General features: G+C 73.1%; 19 protein-coding genes and 1 riboswitch. Of the genes, 16 read left to right on the top strand and 3 right to left on the bottom strand.

Going from position 1 to position 18,232, the window contains the following annotated elements; translation table 11 throughout:
- Nucleotides 1-40 precede the first annotated feature (40 nt).
- The 6 genes from H181DRAFT_RS01025 (at nt 41) to H181DRAFT_RS01000 (ending at nt 4,776) form a co-directional block, all read left to right on the top strand.
- Nucleotides 41-499: a helix-turn-helix transcriptional regulator gene (locus H181DRAFT_RS01025; RefSeq protein WP_045862213.1), complete on the top strand. Its 459-nt coding sequence runs from the start codon at nt 41-43 to the stop codon at nt 497-499.
- Nucleotides 500-517: 18 nt separating this feature from the next.
- Nucleotides 518-763, top strand: coding sequence for a hypothetical protein (locus H181DRAFT_RS01020; RefSeq protein ID WP_045862212.1), 246 nt, complete (start codon nt 518-520; stop codon nt 761-763).
- A 10-nt stretch (nt 764-773) separates the two neighbouring features.
- Nucleotides 774-1,229 carry an Lrp/AsnC family transcriptional regulator gene (locus H181DRAFT_RS01015; RefSeq protein ID WP_045862211.1) on the top strand — a complete coding sequence of 152 codons (456 nt, stop codon included), beginning with the start codon at nt 774-776 and terminating at the stop codon, nt 1,227-1,229.
- A 258-nt stretch (nt 1,230-1,487) separates the two neighbouring features.
- Nucleotides 1,488-2,282, top strand: a complete 795-nt coding sequence (locus tag H181DRAFT_RS01010) for a carbon-nitrogen hydrolase family protein (protein WP_045862210.1) — start codon at nt 1,488-1,490, stop codon at nt 2,280-2,282.
- 136 nt (nt 2,283-2,418) lie between these two features.
- Nucleotides 2,419-4,143, top strand: a complete 1,725-nt coding sequence (locus tag H181DRAFT_RS01005; RefSeq protein ID WP_045862209.1) for a flavin monoamine oxidase family protein — start codon at nt 2,419-2,421, stop codon at nt 4,141-4,143.
- Nucleotides 4,144-4,236: 93 nt separating this feature from the next.
- Complete coding sequence (locus H181DRAFT_RS01000; protein WP_045862208.1) at nt 4,237-4,776, top strand: DinB family protein; 540 nt, start codon at nt 4,237-4,239, stop codon at nt 4,774-4,776.
- Between the two features lie 54 nt (nt 4,777-4,830).
- On the opposite strand, the gene H181DRAFT_RS00995 is transcribed toward H181DRAFT_RS01000, so the two are convergent.
- The 3 genes from H181DRAFT_RS00995 to H181DRAFT_RS00985 form a co-directional block, all read right to left on the bottom strand.
- A complete protein-coding gene (locus H181DRAFT_RS00995) occupies nt 4,831-5,760 on the bottom strand; it encodes an LLM class F420-dependent oxidoreductase (RefSeq protein WP_045862207.1) in 930 nt (309 codons plus the stop codon).
- A gap of 106 nt (nt 5,761-5,866) precedes the next feature.
- Nucleotides 5,867-6,553 (bottom strand): DUF5995 family protein, encoded by a 687-nt coding sequence (locus tag H181DRAFT_RS00990; RefSeq protein WP_302622620.1) that lies wholly within the window; start codon nt 6,551-6,553, stop codon nt 5,867-5,869.
- Nucleotides 6,554-7,124: 571 nt separating this feature from the next.
- On the bottom strand, nt 7,125-8,420 hold the full coding sequence (locus H181DRAFT_RS00985; protein WP_078895402.1) for an MFS transporter: 1,296 nt from the start codon (nt 8,418-8,420) through the stop codon (nt 7,125-7,127).
- A 324-nt stretch (nt 8,421-8,744) separates the two neighbouring features.
- A riboswitch (FMN riboswitch) is annotated at nt 8,745-8,875 on the top strand.
- A gap of 212 nt (nt 8,876-9,087) precedes the next feature.
- Between H181DRAFT_RS00985 and ribD the strand changes: the two genes are divergently transcribed.
- From ribD to H181DRAFT_RS00935, 10 genes are all read left to right on the top strand, one after another.
- On the top strand, nt 9,088-10,212 hold the full coding sequence (ribD, locus tag H181DRAFT_RS00980; protein ID WP_045862530.1) for a bifunctional diaminohydroxyphosphoribosylaminopyrimidine deaminase/5-amino-6-(5-phosphoribosylamino)uracil reductase RibD: 1,125 nt from the start codon (nt 9,088-9,090) through the stop codon (nt 10,210-10,212).
- Entirely contained in the window at nt 10,213-10,878 is a 666-nt protein-coding gene (locus H181DRAFT_RS00975) for a riboflavin synthase (RefSeq protein ID WP_045862206.1), read from the top strand.
- Nucleotides 10,875-11,564 carry a nicotinamide mononucleotide transporter family protein gene (locus H181DRAFT_RS00970; RefSeq protein WP_045862205.1) on the top strand — a complete coding sequence of 230 codons (690 nt, stop codon included), beginning with the start codon at nt 10,875-10,877 and terminating at the stop codon, nt 11,562-11,564. Before H181DRAFT_RS00975 ends, H181DRAFT_RS00970 begins: the two co-directional genes overlap by 4 nt.
- A gap of 65 nt (nt 11,565-11,629) precedes the next feature.
- Nucleotides 11,630-12,952, top strand: coding sequence for a bifunctional 3,4-dihydroxy-2-butanone-4-phosphate synthase/GTP cyclohydrolase II (locus H181DRAFT_RS00965; protein WP_045862204.1), 1,323 nt, complete (start codon nt 11,630-11,632; stop codon nt 12,950-12,952).
- Nucleotides 12,953-13,068: 116 nt separating this feature from the next.
- The gene (gene ribH / locus H181DRAFT_RS00960; RefSeq protein ID WP_045862203.1) at nt 13,069-13,554 is read left to right on the top strand and encodes a 6,7-dimethyl-8-ribityllumazine synthase; all 486 of its coding nucleotides are present in this window, start codon (nt 13,069-13,071) and stop codon (nt 13,552-13,554) included.
- Between the two features lie 35 nt (nt 13,555-13,589).
- On the top strand, nt 13,590-13,862 hold the full coding sequence (locus H181DRAFT_RS00955; protein WP_045862202.1) for a phosphoribosyl-ATP diphosphatase: 273 nt from the start codon (nt 13,590-13,592) through the stop codon (nt 13,860-13,862).
- Nucleotides 13,863-14,013: 151 nt separating this feature from the next.
- Complete coding sequence (gene hisG / locus H181DRAFT_RS00950; protein ID WP_045862201.1) at nt 14,014-14,862, top strand: ATP phosphoribosyltransferase; 849 nt, start codon at nt 14,014-14,016, stop codon at nt 14,860-14,862.
- 29 nt (nt 14,863-14,891) lie between these two features.
- Complete coding sequence (locus H181DRAFT_RS00945; protein WP_045862200.1) at nt 14,892-15,344, top strand: PH domain-containing protein; 453 nt, start codon at nt 14,892-14,894, stop codon at nt 15,342-15,344.
- Nucleotides 15,345-15,651: 307 nt separating this feature from the next.
- Nucleotides 15,652-17,067: a hemolysin family protein gene (locus H181DRAFT_RS00940; RefSeq protein WP_045862199.1), complete on the top strand. Its 1,416-nt coding sequence runs from the start codon at nt 15,652-15,654 to the stop codon at nt 17,065-17,067.
- On the top strand, nt 17,064-18,215 hold the full coding sequence (locus tag H181DRAFT_RS00935) for a hemolysin family protein (RefSeq protein ID WP_045862198.1): 1,152 nt from the start codon (nt 17,064-17,066) through the stop codon (nt 18,213-18,215). Before H181DRAFT_RS00940 ends, H181DRAFT_RS00935 begins: the two co-directional genes overlap by 4 nt.
- Nucleotides 18,216-18,232: the final 17 nt, after the last annotated feature.

The following is an 18,232-nucleotide window of genomic DNA, read 5'->3' as shown; positions in this document are numbered from 1 at the left end:
GAAGTGGACGATCCGGGAGCCCGCCCGGGAGAATACGGACATGCCGCCGAACCGCCCGACACCCGAGGCCCAGCGCCTGCGCGACCTCGCGGTGCTGCGCCGCGTACGGGACCGCATCGACAGGGAGTACGCCCAGCCGCTGGACGTCGAGGCGCTCGCACGCGGCGCGCACATGTCGGCCGGCCACCTCAGCCGCCAGTTCCGGCTCGCGTACGGCGAGTCCCCGTACGGCTACCTGATGACGAGGCGGATCGAGCGCGCGATGGCGCTCCTGCGCAGGGGCGACCTCAGCGTCACCGAGGTGTGCTTCGCGGTGGGCTGCTCCTCGCTGGGCACGTTCAGCACCCGCTTCACCGAGCTCGTCGGCATGCCGCCCAGCACCTACCGGCGGGAAGCGGCGCTCGCGACGTCCGGGATGCCGTCGTGCGTGGCCAGGCAGGTGACAAGGCCGGTAAGGAACCGCCCCGCCGCGGCGGCCACCGTGACGCAGCCGGCGTGACGCGGGGCGCCCCGCCCTGTGCGAGGACGGCATAGCGGCGTCGACGGCACCGCGGCGATCCCCGAACGCGTCCGGGGATCGCCGGACGACCGTACGACCGGCACCCGCCGCCCCGGCATGCGGGGGAACGACGCCGTCACCCGGGCGGTGTTCGGCGTGTGGACGGCGGCGGGCGCTGTGGTCTACTTCGGCTACGGAATGCGCCGCTCCCGGCTGGGGAACGCCCCCGGGCCCGAGGCGCCCACAGCCAGCACGGAAGAGTGAGACGCGCACAGTGCCTCTCAGCGAACTCGACGAAGCGATCGTCCACGTCCTCGCCGAGGACGCCCGCCGCTCCTACGCGGACATCGGCGCGGCGGTCGGCCTCTCCGCTCCCGCCGTCAAACGCCGTGTGGACCGGCTGCGCGAGGAAGGCGCCATCACCGGCTTCACGGTGCGCGTGGACCCCGCGGCGCTCGGCTGGGAGACGGAGGGCTACATCGAGATGTACTGCCGCTCGAAGACTGCCCCCGAGGACATCCGGCGAGCGCTGTCCCGCTACCCGGAGGTCGCCTCCGCCTCCACCGTCACCGGTGACGCCGACGCGATGGTCCAGGTGTTCGCCGCCGACATGCGCCACTTCGAGCAGGTGCTGGAGCGCATCGCGGGGGAGGCGTTCGTGGAGCGCACGAAGTCGGTGCTGGTTCTCTCCCCCCTCCTCCGCCGCTACACGGCGGGCGCCCCACGCTGAACGCCGTCGGGGGCCTCACGCCTTCGGCACCCGTCGCACGAGCGGCGCCACCGCCGCCCGGACCCGAGGGCGTGTCCGCGTCGCATCCGTGCAACGAATCGTCGTGTGAGCGCCGATGGGCGCAACGAACAGCGTCCATATGCGCAACAGATGCGTGTTGTCCGCCGCCGGGCGGCCCCGTACCGTCGAAACGTACCCCCGCACGTCTGTACGCGCCCGGCTCCGGCCCGCGTACGCACCACCCGAGGCAGAGGTTCCATGACGTCGCTGCGCGTTGCGCTGCTCCAGGGTCCCGCCGGCGGGCCCCGGCCCGTCGACGGCAACCTTGCCGCACTCGACGACGCCGCCCGGCGCTCCGCCGCCGCGGGAGCACGGCTGCTGGTCACGCCCGAACTGTCGCTGACAGGCTACGCGTTGGGTGACGGCGTGGCCGGCGCGGCCGAGACCGCCGACGGCCCTTCGGCGCGGGCGGTCGCCGGCATCGCCTCCCGTCACGGCGTCGCGATCGTCTACGGCCACCCGGAGCGCGACGCGGACGCCGTCTACAACTCCGTCGCCCTCGTCGGCAGGGACGGCAGGACGCTCGCCCGCTACCGCAAGACCCACCTGTACGGCGGCTACGAGCGGGCCCACTACACACCCGGCGGCCGGCTCCTCGTCCAGGCGGACCTGGAGGGGGTCCGGGTGGGGCTGCTCGTCTGCTACGACGTGGAGTTCCCCGAGACGGTGCGGGCCCACGCGCTGGCCGGCACGGAACTGCTGGCCGTCCCGACCGCCCTGATGAGGCCCTACGACATCGTCCCACGGACACTCGTACCGGCACGCTCCTTTGAGAACCAGCTCTACGTCGCGTACGCCAACCGCGCGGGCCGCGAAGGGGAGTTCGACTTCGCCGGCCTGAGCTGTCTCGCCGCCCCGGACGGCTCGGTGCCCGCGCGGGCGGGCCGTGGCGAGGAACTGCTGGTCGCCGAGGTGGACACGGGCCGGCTGGCTGCCTCCCGCGAGCAGAACCCGTACCTGACCGACCGCCGTCCCGGCCTCTACGCGGCCTGACGCGCCTGCCTCCCCGCGTCCGCCCGGACCGCGCGCTCCGCCCCGCCGACCGCACCACCGCAACCCCGGCATGCCCGAACTCCCCGCCCCCTGCGCGGAGTCGGGTTGCCGTGACCCGACAGGAGAAGCACGCACGATGACGTCCACAGTGCCCACGGCCGTCCACGAGGAGCAGCAGACCGAGGCGGCCCCGGCCCGTCCGCTGACCATGTTCGGGCCCGACTTCCCCTTCGCCTACGACGACTTCCTCGCCCATCCCGCGGGCATCGGCTCCGTCCCGGCCACGGAGCTCGGCACCGAGGTGGCCGTCATCGGCGGCGGACTGTCGGGCATCGTCGCCGCCTACGAGCTGATGAAGGCCGGCCTCAAGCCCGTCGTCTACGAGGCCGACCAGATCGGCGGGCGCCTGCGCACCGCCTCGTTCGAGGGGTGCGAGGGCGAACTGACGGCGGAGATGGGCGCGATGCGCTTCCCGCCGTCCTCCACCGCCTTCCGCCACTACGTGGAGCTGACCGGCCTGGAGACGGCGCCGTTCCCCAACCCGCTGGCCCCGGACACCCCTTCGACGGTGATCGACCTCAAGGGGCAGACGCACTACGCCCGCACGCTGGAAGACCTGCCGCCCGTCTTCCACCAGGTCATGGACGCCTGGAACACCTGCCTGGAGGACGGCGCGCGCTTCTCCGAGATGCAGCGCGCGGTGAGGGAACGTGACGTGCCGCGCATCAGGGAGATCTGGTCCGGCCTCGTGGAGAAACTGGACAACCAGACCTTCTACGGGTTCCTGTGCGACTCGCCGTCCTTCTCCTCCTTCCGGCACCGCGAGATCTTCGGCCAGGTGGGCTTCGGCACGGGAGGCTGGGACACCGACTTCCCCAACTCCATCCTGGAGATCCTGCGCGTCGTCTACACCGGAGCCGACGACGACCACCGCGGCATCGTCGGCGGCAGCCAGCAACTCCCGCTCCGGCTCTGGGAGTTCGAGCCCGCCAAGCTCACCCACTGGCCGCGCGGCACATCTCTCGCCGCGCTGCACGAGGGCCGGACCCACCGGCCCGCCGTGACCCGGCTGCACCGCACCGCGGGCAACCGCGTCACCGTCACGGACGCCGACGGGGACATCCGCACCTACCGCGCGGCGATCTTCACCGCCCAGTCGTGGATGCTCCTCAGCAAGATCGACTGTGACGAGGCGCTGCTCCCCATCGACCACTGGACGGCAGTCGAACGCACCCACTACATGGAGTCCTCGAAGCTCTTCGTCCCCGTCGACCGGCCGTTCTGGCTGGACCCGGAGACCGACGGGAAGGGTGAGCCGACCGGACGCGACACCATGAGCATGACGCTCACCGACCGCATGACGCGCGGCACCTACCTGCTCGACGACGGCCCGGACCGTCCCGCCGTCATCTGCCTCTCCTACACCTGGTGCGACGACAGCCTCAAATGGCTGCCGCTGGACGCCAACCAGCGCATGGAGGTGATGCTGAAGTCGCTGGGCGAGATCTATCCGAGGACCGACATCCGCAAGCACATCACCGGCAGCCCCCTGACGATCTCCTGGGAGAACGAGCCGTACTTCATGGGCGCGTTCAAGGCCAACCTCCCCGGCCACTACCGCTACCAGCGCCGGCTGTTCACCCACTTCATGCAGGACCGCCTCCCCGCCGACAAGCGCGGCCTCTTCCTCGCGGGGGACGACATCTCCTGGACGGCCGGATGGGCCGAGGGCGCTGTGCAGACGGCGCTCAACGCGGTCTGGGGCGTCCTGCACCACCTCGGCGGCGGCACGGACCCGTCCAACCCGGGGCCGGGCGACGTCTACGACGAGATCGCGCCGGTGGAGCTGCCGGAGGACTGAGCGGCCGCTCCCCGCAGCGCACGCCCCCGCCGGTACGCAGCCCCGCCGGAAATCCGATTCCCGGCGGGGAGGCGCGCGTGCGAGGGTCTCCCCGTGACCGCTTCCCGACGTGACCTGCTGCGCTTCCAGTTCGACCTGACGTGGTCGCTCTTCGAATACCACCTGGAGCGCCTGACTCCCGCCGACTTCCTGTGGGAGCCGGCTGCCCACTGCTGGACGGTGCGCTGCGACGACGCGGGCGCCTGGGTGCCGGACTGGGCGGACAGCGAACCGGACCCCGTCCCCGTTCCCACCGTCGCCTGGCTCTCCTGGCACATCGGCTGGTGGTGGGGCGTGACCGCCGACCATGCGCGCGGCCGGACACCCCGGGAGCGCACGGAGATCGTCTGGCCGGGCGCGGGGGAGCCGGCCGTCGAATGGCTGCGCGGCATGCACGCGGAATGGCTGTCCGTGCTGGAGGGGTTCACCGAGGCCGACCTTGACGCCCCGGCCCCCTTCCCCTGGCCCGGGGGCTCCGGCCGCACCATGGCGGACACGGCGGGCTGGGTGAACGCCGAGCTGATGAAGAACGTCGCGGAGATCGGCCAGTTGCGGCTGCTGCGGATCGCGTCCGCCGGAGCCCGGCAGGAGTGAGAGGCAGGCAGAGCGGGCCCGGGCCCCGCTTCCGTCAGGCCCGGGCCCGCTCCGTCACATCCCCGCTGCGCGGACCGCCTCGTACAACTCCCGTCCCGACGCCAGGAGTTCGTCCACGTCCCGTGACGAGCCCTGCAGGTCCAGGATCGCCTCGTCCACCCCGGCCGCGACGCCCTCGGCGAGATCCTCCACGATCTGCTCGACGCTGCCCTGATGCCGTCGCCGGTCCCCGCCGAGCGGCTGCGGCGTCACCTGGAGACTGCACCGCTGGACGACCGTCAGCGAATCCGGGTCCCGCCCGTGGCGCTCGGCCCGTTCGCGCAGCTCGGCCCTGGTGCGGGCCACCACGTCGAGGGGCGTCAGCGAAGGCAGCCATCCGTCCGCGCGGCGCGCGATCCGGTCCAGTGTGCGGGAGTTGCTCGCGGCCAGCAGTACGGGGACGCGGCCCCGCGGCGGCTTCGGCCCCACGTCGGACGGGGCGAGCCGGGTGCGGACGCCCTCGTACGCGGAGGTGCCCTCGCTCCACACCGTTTCGCACACGTCCAGCAGCTCGTCCAGAAGGGCGCCCCGCCGGGCGAAGTCAGCTCCCGCCGCGGCGTACTCGTCCCGCGACCAGCCCGTACCCAGCCCGGCGGTCAGACGGCCGCCGCTCGCGGCGTCCAGCGAGCCGAGCGCGCGGGCCAGGTCGAACGGCTGGTGCAGCGGCCCCACCAGGACGGACGTGCCCAGACGGACCCGTTCGGTCACGGCCGCGGCGAGCGTGAGGGTGACCACCGCGTCCGCGACGTGCCGGAAGCCCTCCGGCCACGGACGGCCGGCCACCCCGTACATGCCGTCGACGGGATCCTCGGGCACCAGAGTGCGTTCGAAGACCCACACGCTGTCGTATCCGCACTCCTCGGCGGCCCGTGCCGCGGCGGTCACGTCACAGCTCGGGTCGAACTTCTTCATCTGCGGCAGACCAAGCCCCAGGCGCAGTGTCATGATTCCTCCCACGCCCCTTCTGCCCCGCAAGCGGTCCCGGGCAACTCGCCTGACCGGACCAGTACGCGGAGCGCGCCGTCACAGGCGGGCACGCCGGCGCGCAGCGTCACCGCGCGCGCTCCGCCCGGTCGCGGCGTCCGCAGCGGGGGAGAGGCGGCAGCGGCGTCAGGAGGCACCGGCCGGCCATGCCGACGCTCTCGTCCAGCCGCTGCGCGAAGTCGGCGGCCAGCTCCGGCAGTCCGCGCAGACCCCACAGGGCCCGGAACGCCGCCCATGCTCCGCTCCTCGCCATCTCCAGACTCCACGAACCCACCAGGTGGGTGAGGGGATCGGCCACGTCCAGCAGGTCGGGGCCCGGCATCAGCTCCTCCCGGATCCGCTCCTCCAGCCCTGTCAGCAGGTCGCCGATCCGCTCGAAGTCGCTCTCCAGGGCGTCCGGTTCGCAGCCCCGCGCCTCGCAGGTCTCCAGCAGCGCGAGCGGCAGGTCGTGGCCGATGTGGGCGTTGATGCCGGCGGTGGCGAATTGCAGCGCGTGCACGGACGGATGGCGGCGGAAGTGGAAGAGCGGACGCCAGCAGGACGGTGTGCGGCTGCCGCGGCGGGACGCCTCGACGGCGTCGAGGTAGCGTCCCGCGAAGCGTGCGCCGAGCTCCTCTGCGCCGGCAGGGTCCGTGAACCAGCCCGTCGCCAGGCGCCGTTGCAGCTCCCGGGTGACCGACAGGTAGACGCGGTTGAAGACGGCCACCCCGTCCCCGGCGGGAAGGCCGGACCCGATGCGGTGCATGCGGCGCAGGACGGATGCGACCGAACGGCCCGCGGGCTCAAGCTGTTCGGCGGGGAAGGACCCGGCATTTCCCGGTCGCGGCGCGCGCCCCGACGCCCGGGCCGGGCCCGCTCCGGAAGGCCACCGCAGCTCCCCGCCGGAGGCCGGCCCCGGTGGCTGCTGATCGGTTGAGGTCATGGACGGCAGCGTGGCAGCCATCGGGGCGTGCCGTGGCGGACCAGCCCGCACAGCGCCCGTATGGGGGACACGCGTCTGCCGAAGTCGACCCGCCAGGTGGAGATTCCCTCCCGGAAGACGGTCCGCCCGCGCGGGAGCCGAAGGGGAACGTGACCTCCACACACGGGGTTCGGGGCGCCACCGCAGACCGATGTCGTCCCGGTGCGGAGGGCGGGCGGGATGGACGGTGTTCCACGTGACGGAGAGGTCGTCCGGCTTCTGGTGGTTGATCTCGACCTGCTCGCCGTCGAAGCCGAACAGCACCGGGCAGTCGCGGAACCACGCGGAGCGCACGTGCTGCTCGTAGGCTCCCTGCCTGCCTGCCCGCAGCGCTTGCGCCACGCGTGGGAGCGGAACCCCTGGGTCAGGAGGACGCGGCCCCCGGACCGGCGGGAGTGCTGCTCCCCGAGTCGGCCGGCTGCGCTTCCGCCTCCCGCGCCGCGTCATGTTCGGCCGGCTTCCCCGCCGGGCCCGCCGCCGCGGGCTTCGCGTCGCTGCGCAGCACGCCCGCCCCGAAGACCAGCCCCAGCAGCAGCACCGTGACCATCCCGAACGACACCGTCAGCGACGTGGCTTCGGCGATCCAGCCGACGGCAGCCGGAGCCGCCAGGCCCGACGCGTACGCCAAGGTGGCCACCCCCGCGATCGCCTGCCCCTGCGATCCGGTGCCCGAGTGGCCCGCGGCGGCGAAGCACAGCGGCACAACGACCGCGATGCCGACGCCGATCAGGGCGAAGCCCGCGACGGCCGGTCCGGGGGACCCCGCGGCGACGACCAGCGCGCTGCCGAGCGCGGCCACCAGCCCGCCGGCCCGTACGGTGCGGACCGGCCCCAGACGCCTGACCACGGCGTCGCCTGCGAGCCGTGCCACCGCCATCGTGGAGGCGAACGCGGTGAACGCCCCCGCCGCGAGCGCGGGATCGGCCTGAGTGACGTCCCGCAGGTAGATGCCCGACCAGTCCATGGAGGCTCCCTCGGCGAAGATCGCGCAGAAGCCGATGACGCCGATCGGCAGGACCGCACGCGGAGGGAGCGCGAAACGCGGCGGCTCCTCGCCGGCCTCCCCGCCGGGCGCGGACCCCTCCGCCGGTACGTCCAGCGCCCAGCGGCTCGCGACGACCGCCGCGGCCGCCGCGACCGGTGCGACCAGAGCCAGATGGACCCTGCCGTCGAGGCCCGTGTGCGCGGCCAGCGCGCCGCCGGCACCGCCGATCAGCGTGCCCACGCTCCACACCCCGTGCAGTCCGGACATCACCGACCTGCCGTACCGCTCCTCGATCCGCACCCCGTGCTCGTTCATGGCGACGTCCATCAGGCCGAGCCCGCACCCGTAGACGAAGAGGGCCAGGCAGAGCCACACCAGGGCCGGGGAGAGCGCCGGCAGCGCGAGGCCCGCGCAGCACATCAGCGACAGCCAGCCCAGCAGCGGACGGGGGCTGTAGCGGTGGGCGAGACGGGCCGAGAGCGACATCGCGGCCGAGGCGCCGACGGTCAGGAAGACCAGCGCTATGCCCAGCCAGCCGGGGGTGAGGTGCAGATGCTCCCGGATCCAGGGGATGGCCGTGGCGAAGCTGCCGCTGGCCACTCCGTGCGAGGCGAAGACGACGGAGATCGCGAGCCGGGCCCGGCGGGTGGCTGCGTCGGGGGTGGTCTGCTGCATGTGCGGCGTCCTCCGGCCTGGGTTCCCTTGTCCGCGCGAGCGCCATGACGTGCACTTTCCGCAGCGTCGCGCGTGCGGCACGCCCGTTCGCCCCGGCCGTGGCCCACGCGATCCGGGCCACTGTACGGGGGAGCGCGGCGAGCTCGGCAAGGGGATTCCACGCCTCTTCGGGACGGGCCGCGAGCGCCGGCGGACGTGGCCCGTCCCGCCGGACTGACGGCGCACGCGCCCGGCTCATGCGGACACCGTCTGTGAGTGAGCCCACAGCGGGCGGGAGCGTGCGCCACCTCGGTCCGTGGCAGACTGGACGCGTACCAGTGACGTCAGCGCACTCCGGGGTCGGTGAAAGTCCGAACCGGCGGTTACAGTCCGCGACCCGGTCGCAGCCAGCGACCGGTTGACCAGGTGAAACTCCTGGACCGACGGTTAAAGTCCGGATGGGAGGCAGTGCGCGGCGGGCCGAGACGGTACACCGCCGAATCCGGTCCTTCCCCGCGTTCCGCTTCGCGGAGAGGCCGGCTCCACGGGAGGCCGGCGGTGCAGCCGGCTCACAGGTCCGCAGACATCCCACATGCCCCGGAGTCCGTGCCCTAGAGGCAGGAGAGACCCGGTGGCCACCGACGCCGCAGGCTCAGCACCGTCCGCCGAACCGGCCGAGCGAGCCGCCATGCGCCGCGCAGTCGCACTCGCCTCCCGCGGCCTGGGATCGACCAGCCCGAATCCCGTCGTCGGCTGCGTCGTGCTGAACTCCGCGGGCCACCCCGTCGGCGAAGGCTGGCACCAGCGGGCCGGAGGTCCGCACGCCGAGGTGCACGCGCTGGCCGAGGCAGGGGACGACGCCAGGGGCGGCACCGCCGTCGTCACCCTCGAACCGTGCGACCACACCGGACGCACGGGTCCCTGTTCCCGGGCCCTCATCGACGCCGGGATCGCCCGCGTCCTCTACGCCGTCGCCGACCCCGGCACCAACGGAGGCGAACGCACCCTGGCCGCGGCGGGCGTCGACGTCGAACGCGGCCTGCTCGCCGACGAGGCGGCGGCCGTCAACGCCGCCTGGCTCACCGCGGTGCGGCTCCAACGCCCGTACGTCGTCTGGAAGTACGCCGCCACTCTCGACGGCCGCGCCGCCGCCGCCGACGGCTCCAGCCGCTGGATCACCTCCGACGCGGCACGCGCCGACGTCCACCGCCTCCGGGCCCGTACCGACGCCGTGATCGTCGGCTCCGGGACCGCCCGCGCCGACGATCCGCACCTGGCCGTGCGCGGCGTCCCCGGCGCCGTGCAGCCGCTGCGCGTCGTGATCGACACCGCCGGCACCGCCGTACGGCCCGGCGCCCGCGTCCTCGACGGGACGGCGCCCACGCTGATCGCCGTCGCGCAGGACGCGGCGGCCCCCGAACTCGGCGGCGCCGCCGAGGTGTTGCGGCTGCCCCGGTCGAAGGGCCGCCGTCCCGGCGTGGACTTGCCGGCGCTGCTGAACGAGCTCTACGGGCGGGGGGTGCGCTCGGTGCTGCTGGAGGGCGGCCCGACGCTCGCGGGCGCGTTCGTCGGAGAGGGGCTCGTCGACGAGGTCATCGGCTACGTCGCCCCCGTGCTGCTGGGTTCCGGGCCCGCCGTGCTCGGCGACGCCGGAATCGCTGCCATCGCGCAGGCGTTGCGGCTGCAGATGACCGAATCCGTGCGCGTCGGCCCGGACCTGCGCATCACAGCGGTCGCCGCCGGGTCCGCCCGCGCCAGGGCCTCCGCCGCATCACCCGTCACCGCTTCCACCGCTGCCACCGAGGAGTCCTGAGTGTTCACCGGAATCGTCGAAGAACTGGGCGAGGTCGTCGCCGTCGAGGAGCTGCCGGGCGCGGCGCGCATCCGTCTGCGCGGTCCCCTCGTGACCGAGGGCGTACGGCACGGAGAGTCGATCGCCGTCAACGGCGTCTGCCTCACCGTCGTCGAGACCGCCGACGGCGAGTTCACCGCGGACGTCATCGGCGAGACGCTGGAACGCTCCTGCCTGGGGGCGCTGCGGGCCGGGTCCCGCGTCAACCTGGAGCGCCCCATGGCGCTGGGCGGACGTCTCGACGGCCACCTCGTCCAGGGGCACGTCGACGGCACCGGGACGATCACCGAGCGCACGGAGCAGGGCGACGTGGCCGTCCGGATCCCCCCGGAGCTGGCCAGGTACGTCGTGGAGAAGGGCTCCATCACCGTCGACGGCGTCAGCCTCACCGTCGTCGAGGCGGGCGACGAGCACTTCACCGTCAGCCTGATCCCCACGACGCTCGAGGCCACGACGCTGGGCGTGAAACAGGCGGGGGACCCGGTCAACCTCGAGGTCGACGTCCTCGCGAAGTACGTCGAGCGGCTGATGAGCCACGGCGGGGGCGCGCACACCGCGCGCGGCGGCGCGGGCGGAGCCGGGGAGGCCGGGCAGGACGCCACGCGCCCGAGGGAGACCGTCCGATGAGCGCTCTCGGCTGGCTCAACGACGAGGCGTTCACGGCGTTCGGGCAGCACGTCATCTACTCCGACGTCATCGGCAACTCCATAGGTCTCGCCGCGCTCGCCCTGGGCTGGCGTCGCTCCATCCTCACCTGGCCCGTGCAGGTGCTCTCCGGAGTGGTGCTCGTCGGCGCCTACTACTCGGCGCAGCTCGCGGGAGGAGTCGGCAAGCAGCTCCTGGTCGTGCTGGTGGCGCTGTGGGGCTGGCGGCAGTGGCGGAGCGGCAAGCGGGACACGCAGGACGGAGCGGTGGCGGTGCGCTTCGCGACCGCACGGGAGCGCGCCGTGCTCCTCGCCGGCACCGTCCTGGGCACTCTCGCGCTCGGCGGGCTCTTCACCCTCGTCCCGTCGCTGTCGTGGAGCCCGTGGCCGGACGCGTACATCTTCGTCGGCACCCTCGCCGCGATGACCGCGCAGGCGCGGGGCCTGGTGGAGTTCTGGTTCGCCTGGCTGCTGGTCGACATCGTCGGCGTGCCCCTGGCGTTCAGCAGCGGTCTCGCCTTCTCCGGCCTCGTGTACGTCGTCTACCTCGTCCTCGTGCTGTGGGGCCTGCGCAGCTGGTGGCTGCGGACGCGCCGCGCGGACGGGGCGGGAAGCGCCGGGGGCCGGGGGCCGGACCGCCGGACGGCCCCGGAGGGAGCACTGCCGTGAGCCGCACAGCAACCGCACCGAACGGCACCACCGGCCCGAACGGGTCCCATCGAGGAGTCGCAGCCATGAGCGTGAGCACCACCCCCGGCCTGCCCGCTGCCCACCCCGCCGGCGACGGCGAGCGCGGCGGTGAGGAGTTCGGACTGGACCCCGTCGAACGCGCGATAGCGGACATCGCCCTCGGGCGTCCCGTGGTGGTCGTCGACGACGCGGACCGCGAGAACGAGGGCGACCTCGTCGTCGCGGCCGAGCGGATCACCCCCGAGATCGTCGCCTTCATGATGAGCGAGTGCAGGGGCCTGATCTGCACCCCCATGGAGGCCGCCGACGTCGGCCGTCTGGAGCTGCCGCAGATGGTCGAGGAGAACTCCGAGGCCATGGGCACCGCCTTCACCGTCTCCGTCGACGCGTCCGCGCACCACGGCGTCACCACCGGCATCTCGGCCGCCGACCGCGCGACCACGATCCGCCTCCTCGCGGAGGCGGGGTCCGCGCCGGGCGACTTCGTACGTCCCGGGCACGTGTTCCCGCTGCGCGCCAAGCCCGGCGGCGTGCTGGCGCGGCCCGGCCACACCGAAGCCGGCGTGGACCTGGCCCGGCTCGCCGGGCTGCGGCCCGCCGCCGCGATCGTCGAGATCGCGGGCGAGGACGGCGCCATGCTGCGGCTGCCCGAGCTGATCCCGTTCGCGCGCAAGCACGGTCTCGCGATCATCTCCATCGAGGATCTCGCCGCCTACCGCAGGACGTCCGAACCGACCGTCCGGCGGGAGGCCGTCACACGGCTCCCCACGCGGTTCGGCGAGTTCCAGGCGTACGGCTACCGCTCCGCCCTCGACGGTGTCGAGCACATCGCCCTCGTCGCCGGGGACCTGGCGGAGCAGGACGGCCAGGACGTACTCGCACGCGTCCACTCCGAGTGCCTGACCGGCGACGTCTTCGGATCGCTGCGCTGCGACTGCGGCACGCAGCTGCAGGAGTCGCTGCGGCGCGTGCAGGAGGAGGGCAGGGGAGTCGTGGTCTACCTGCGCGGACACGAGGGCCGGGGGATCGGGCTGCTGTCCAAGCTGCGCGCCTACGAACTCCAGGAGCACGGCCGCGACACCCTCGACGCCAACCTCGAACTGGGACTGCCCGCGGACGCACGTGACTACGCCGCGGCCGCCCAGATCCTCGGCGACCTCGGCGTGCGGTCCCTGCGGCTGATGACCAACAACCCGGAGAAGGCCGAGGCGCTCACGCGGTACGGGCTGCGGGTCGCCGAGCGGGTCGCCATGCCCGTCGAGGCCGGCGAGCACAACCTGCGGTACCTGCGCACCAAGCGCGACCGCATGGGGCACGATCTGCCGTGGCTCGAGGCGGACCCCGCCTCGCCCTGCGGCAGCCAGTGACCTCCCCACGCGCCGCGCGCCACGAGGACCGTTTCCACCCACCTACACCGACACCCACCGACACCGACACCCACCGGCCGGACCCGCCGGCCCGGGACACCGATGCGAGGAGCAACGTGAGCGGCAAGGGAGCCCCCGAACTGTCCGTGAAGAACTGCGGCGACCTGCGCGTGGCGGTCATCGCCGCGCAGTGGCACCAGCAGGTCATGGACGGGCTCGTCGACGGATCGCTGCGCGCCCTGCGCGAGCTGGGCATCGACGAGCCGACGCTGCTGCGCGTCCCCGGCAGCTGGGAGCTGCCCGTCGTGGCCAAGGTCCTCGCGGGCCGCGGCTACGACGCGATCGTGGCCCTCGGCGTCGTCGTCCGCGGCGGGACACCGCACTTCGAGTACGTCTGCCAGGGCGTGACCCAGGGCCTGACGCAGGTGTCCGCCGACACCGGCGTCCCCGTCGGCTTCGGCGTCCTGACCTGCGACACCGAGGAGCAGGCCCTGGACCGGGCGGGCCTCGAAGGGTCGTCGGAGGACAAGGGACACGAGGCCGTCACGGCCGCCGTCGCCACGGCGGCCGTGCTGCGCACCGTGTCCGAACCCTGGCGTTAGGAGCGCCGGGGCCTGCACGTAGAGTTGAGGACACCATGGCGAACAAGACCTTCGAGGAGCTCTTCGCCGAGCTCCGGCACAAAGCCGCCACCGGCGACCCCATCACCTCCCGTACCGCGGAACTGACCGCCCAGGGCGTGCACAGCATCGGCAAGAAGATCGTCGAGGAGGCCGCCGAGGTGTGGATGGCGGCCGAGTACGAGGGGGAGGAGCGAACCGCTGAGGAGATCTCGCAGCTGCTCTACCACGTGCAGGTGATGATGATCGCCCGGAACGTCTCCCTCGAGGACGTATACGCTCATCTCTGAGCGCCGGCGCGTACGCCCGTCGCCGCACTCCGCCGGCCGCGCCCGCACAGCCCGACGCCGGCCCGGCCCACCGGAGGCCCGTCTCCTCCCTCCGGCACCGAACCCACGACCTCGCTCGCACACAGCACCTCACGCAAAGGAACCTCGCACCATGCTGCGCATCGCCGTCCCCAACAAGGGTTCACTGTCGGAGCCTGCGTCGGAGATGCTCCAGGAGGCCGGGTACAAGCAGCGCAAGGACCGCCGTGAACTGGTGCTCGCCGACACGGAGAACGACGTCGAGTTCTTCTTCCTGCGGCCCCGGGACATCGCGGTCTACGTCGGCTCGGGCAAGCTCGACATCGGCATCACCGGACGCGACCTGCTCCTGGACTCCGGCGCCCGGGCCGAGGAGATCCTCCAACTCGGCTTCGCGGGCTCCACCTTCCGCTACGCGACGCGTCCGGGGACGGCGAAGAGCGTGACCGACTTCGGCGGCATGACGGTCGCCACGTCCTTCTCCGGCCTGGTCACCAAGCACCTCGCCGACCACGGCGTCGACGCCTCCGTCGTCCACCTCGACGGCGCCGTGGAGACGGCCATCCAGCTCGGAGTGGCGGAGGTCATCGCCGACGTCGTGGAGACCGGAACGACCTTGCGCAACGCGGGTCTTGAGATCATCAGCGAGCCGATCCTGCGCTCCGAGGCCGTCGTCGTGCGGGGGACCGGGGCGCCTGACGACGACCCGAAGGTGCGGCAGTTCCTCCGCCGCATGCAGGGCGTCCTCGTCGCCCGCCGCTACGTGATGATGGACTACGACATCCGCGCCGAGCACCTGGAGCAGGCCGTCGCCCTGACCCCGGGCCTGGAGTCGCCCACCGTCTCGCCGCTGCACGACCAGGGCTGGGTCGCCGTGCGGTCCATGGTCCGCACGAATGAGGCGCAGCGCATCATGGACGACCTGTACGACCTGGGCGCCCGGGCGATCCTCACCACCGGCATCCACGCCTGCCGCCTGTAGTGCGTGCGAACCAGCCAGGAGCCCCGCGCATGACCGAACTGCCCGAGCTGCCCGTCACGTTCCGCCCCACGCGCACACGCGCCGTCCTCCTCGCCGTGGGCGTCGTGCAGTGCTCCGTGCTCGTCGCGATCGCCCTCCTCCTGCCGTCGGCGACGACGGCGCCGGGGGAGCGGGTCAGCTTCATCGCGACCGGACTCCTCTTCCTGGGCGTGCTCCTGCTTCTCGCGCGCCCCCGCGTCACCGCGGACGACAAGGGAGTGACCGTCGTCAACCTGACGACCACGAGGCGTCTCGAATGGGCGGAAGTGCTGGCCGTGCGGCTCCGTGCCGGCGACCCGTGGGTCGCCCTCGACCTCGCCGACGGCACCAGCCTTCCCGCGATGGGGATCCAGCCGGGCATCGCGAAGCAGCAGGCGATCAGCGACGCCGCCGCACTGCGCGCCCTGGCGCTCGAGCACGGCTCAGGAGACCCCGTGCGCTGACCCCGGGCCGGGCCGGGCGCTCCGCTCCGGGCCGGACGCCCGGTGGACGGGGAGCGGCCCCGTGCACCCGTCAGCGCCTCGTGCCGTCCTCTCCGTTCCCCCGGGCAGAACCGATTCGCCCGGTCGTCGCCCCTGCCGCGGCCCGCACGAAGGTGATTACTCTGGTCGGGGCGGCGATCCGAGAAGTGACCCACTCGGCCGCGGCCCGCTCTGACCCCCTACCCGAGGAGTGACCACCGTCAGCGATGGACGGATCGTCCTGTAGTACCTGCGCTGTGCCTGCCCTGCCCATCAGGGGAGCCACAGCATGACCCTCCCGCTCGTACTTCTCGCCGCAGCCTTCCTGCTGATCCTGGCCAACGGCTTCTTCGTCGCTGCCGAGTTCGGCCTCGTCACCGTGGAACGCCCGGAAGCCGAACGTGCCGCCGCCGAAGGCGACCGCAGGGCCCGCGCCGTGACCGCCGCCCTGCGTGAGCTGTCCTTCCAGCTCTCCGGGACCCAACTCGGCATCACCCTCACGTCGCTGGTCGTCGGCATGCTCTCCGAACCCGCCCTCGCACGCCTCCTGGGCCCTCCGCTGGCGGCCTCCGGGCTTCCCGCCGGGCTGGTCCCCGGAATCGCCGTCATGATCGGCATGCTGCTCGCCTCCGCGCTGCAGATGGTGGTCGGCGAACTGGTCCCCAAGAACTGGGCCGTCTCCCGTCCGATGCAGGTCGCACGCTTCGTCGCACGCCCCCAGCGGCTCTTCTCCGCCGCGTTCCGGCCGCTGATCACCCTGCTCAACGCCGTCGCCAACCGCATCGTCCGGGTGTTCGGCGTGCAGCCCGCCGAGGAGCTGGCGTCGGCCCGTACACCCGGCGAACTGGTCTCCCTCGCACGGCACTCCGCACGCGCGGGCGCCATCGAGCAGGACACCGCCGACCTCTTCGTGCGGACCCTCTCCCTGGCCGGCCTGACCGCGCAGCACGTGATGACGCCGCGCGTGCGGGTCTGCGCCCTGCAGACCGGCGCGACGGCGGAGGACGTCCTCAACCTCACCCGCGCCACAGGACACTCCCGCTTCCCCGTCTACCGCGAGCGGCTCGACGAGATCACGGGAATCGCCCACCTGAAGGACGCCCTCGCCGTCCCCGCCGGGGAACGGCTGCGCACCCCCGTCACGCGGATCACGGCACCGGTGCTGCAGGTCCCGGAGTCGCTGCCCGTGCAGCCGCTGCTGGAGCGGCTGCGCCGCGAGGCGCCCATCGCCGTCGTCGTCGACGAGTACGGCGGCACGGCGGGAGTGGTCACTCTCGAGGACATCGTGGAGGAACTGGTCGGCGAAGTGCGCGACGAGCACGACGGGGACGACGTGCCGGCCCTCGCTCCCGCCCCGCCCGACCCGGAGGGCCGGCCCGCCTGGGAGGCGGACGGCGGCTGCCGCGTGGACATGCTGCGCCGGATCGGCCTCCAGGCGCCGGAGGGCCCGTACGAGACCGTCGCCGGGCTCGTCGCCGACCGGCTCGGCCGCATTCCCGCCCCCGGGGACGTCGCCGTCCTCGGCGGCGGGCCGGACGCCCCCGGCTGGCAGCTGCGGGTACGGCACGTCAGCCACCACCGGGCCGAACGCGTCCGGATCGTCAAGGCGGACGACGGCGCACGCCCCGCGGGGCCGTCCGTACGCGAAGCGGCTCCCGCCGAGCCGCACCGACCGCACCGGCAGGCCGAGGGGAGCACCCGGTGAGCACCCTGCAACTCCTCTTCGCGGCCCTTCTGGTGCTGGGCAACGGCTTCTTCGTGGGCGCCGAGTTCGCGCTGGTCTCCGTGCGCCGCAGCCAGATCGAACCACTGGCCGCCGGCGGATCGGCGCGAGCCCGCAAGGTGCTGACCGGCCTGGAGAACCTGCCGCAGATGATGGCCGCGGCGCAGTTCGGCATCACGATCTGCTCGCTGACGCTCGGCGCGGTCGCCGAACCCACCATCGCGCACCTGCTGGAGCCCCTCTTCCACGCGGTGCGGCTGCCCGAGGCGCTCGTCCACCCCGTCGGGTACGTCGTCGCGCTGGCCGTTGTCGTCTCCGCGCACCTCGTGATCGGCGAGATGGTCCCGAAGAACCTGGCGATGGCCGCCCCGGAGCGCACCGCGCTGTGGCTGAGCCCCGGGCTCGTCGGCTTCGCGCGGCTGTGCCGTCCCGTGACCGCGTCCCTCGGCAGCTGCTCCAAGTGGATCCTGCTGCTCTTCCACGTCGAGCCGCGGGACGAGGTCGAAGCCGTCTACACCAGCGAGCAGCTCACCGATCTGCTCGCCGACTCCCGGCAGGCCGGACTCCTGGACCACGAGGAGCACGAACGGCTCTCCGACGCCCTGGAGCTGGGCTCACGTCCGGTCACGGACGTGCTGCTCGACCGGACGTCCCTGGTGACCGTCCCGCCGGACGTCACGCCGCGCCAGGTCGAGGAACTGACGGTGCGCACCGGATACTCGCGCTTTCCGATCTGCGCGCCCGACGGGGCCTTCATGGGGTACCTGCACGTGAAGGACGTACTGGACCTCACGGAGCACGACCGTGCCGTGCCGCAGCATCTGTGGCGGTCCATGGCCACGCTCCGGGCCGAACTGCCCCTGGACGACGCGCTGGCCGCGATGCGCGGTGCCGCCTCCCACCTTGCTGCGGTCGCCGACGCCTCGGGGCGGGTGCTGGGCCTCGCGGCGCTGGAGGACGTGCTGGAGATGCTGGTCGGAGAGGTGCACGACCCGGCTCACGAACCGGCGGGGGCGCCGCCGAAGCAGCGCACGTCCGGCTCGGCTGCGGCAGCGGCCGATTCCCGTACGGGCGGCGGGAGTTCACCGGGTGCGGCGGAGAAGGCCGCGTCGGAGGTCCCGGCCGGCTGAGCCCCGCGGGGCGCTCT

The organism is Streptomyces sp. WMMB 714 (assembly GCF_900090125.1).
Classification (GTDB): Bacteria; Actinomycetota; Actinomycetes; order Streptomycetales; family Streptomycetaceae; genus Streptomyces; species Streptomyces daqingensis.
Note: the sequence above shows the minus strand (reverse complement) of the source record. Positions and strands in the feature narration are given on the sequence as shown.

What these genes read in the sequence shown, in the direction of transcription:
- ribD (WP_045862530.1), top strand. Translation starts at nt 9,088, where the DNA reads ATGCGCCGCGCAGTCGCACTCGCCTCCCGCGGCCTGGGATCGACCAGC.
- H181DRAFT_RS00955 (WP_045862202.1), top strand. Translation starts at nt 13,590, where the DNA reads ATGGCGAACAAGACCTTCGAGGAGCTCTTCGCCGAGCTCCGGCACAAA.
- H181DRAFT_RS00985 (WP_078895402.1), bottom strand. Translation starts at nt 8,420, where the DNA reads ATGCAGCAGACCACCCCCGACGCAGCCACCCGCCGGGCCCGGCTCGCG.
- H181DRAFT_RS01010 (WP_045862210.1), top strand. Translation starts at nt 1,488, where the DNA reads ATGACGTCGCTGCGCGTTGCGCTGCTCCAGGGTCCCGCCGGCGGGCCC.
- H181DRAFT_RS00965 (WP_045862204.1), top strand. Translation starts at nt 11,630, where the DNA reads ATGAGCGTGAGCACCACCCCCGGCCTGCCCGCTGCCCACCCCGCCGGC.
- H181DRAFT_RS01025 (WP_045862213.1), top strand. Translation starts at nt 41, where the DNA reads ATGCCGCCGAACCGCCCGACACCCGAGGCCCAGCGCCTGCGCGACCTC.
- H181DRAFT_RS01005 (WP_045862209.1), top strand. Translation starts at nt 2,419, where the DNA reads ATGACGTCCACAGTGCCCACGGCCGTCCACGAGGAGCAGCAGACCGAG.
- hisG (WP_045862201.1), top strand. Translation starts at nt 14,014, where the DNA reads ATGCTGCGCATCGCCGTCCCCAACAAGGGTTCACTGTCGGAGCCTGCG.
- H181DRAFT_RS00940 (WP_045862199.1), top strand. Translation starts at nt 15,652, where the DNA reads ATGACCCTCCCGCTCGTACTTCTCGCCGCAGCCTTCCTGCTGATCCTG.
- H181DRAFT_RS00970 (WP_045862205.1), top strand. Translation starts at nt 10,875, where the DNA reads ATGAGCGCTCTCGGCTGGCTCAACGACGAGGCGTTCACGGCGTTCGGG.
- H181DRAFT_RS00995 (WP_045862207.1), bottom strand. Translation starts at nt 5,760, where the DNA reads ATGACACTGCGCCTGGGGCTTGGTCTGCCGCAGATGAAGAAGTTCGAC.
- H181DRAFT_RS00945 (WP_045862200.1), top strand. Translation starts at nt 14,892, where the DNA reads ATGACCGAACTGCCCGAGCTGCCCGTCACGTTCCGCCCCACGCGCACA.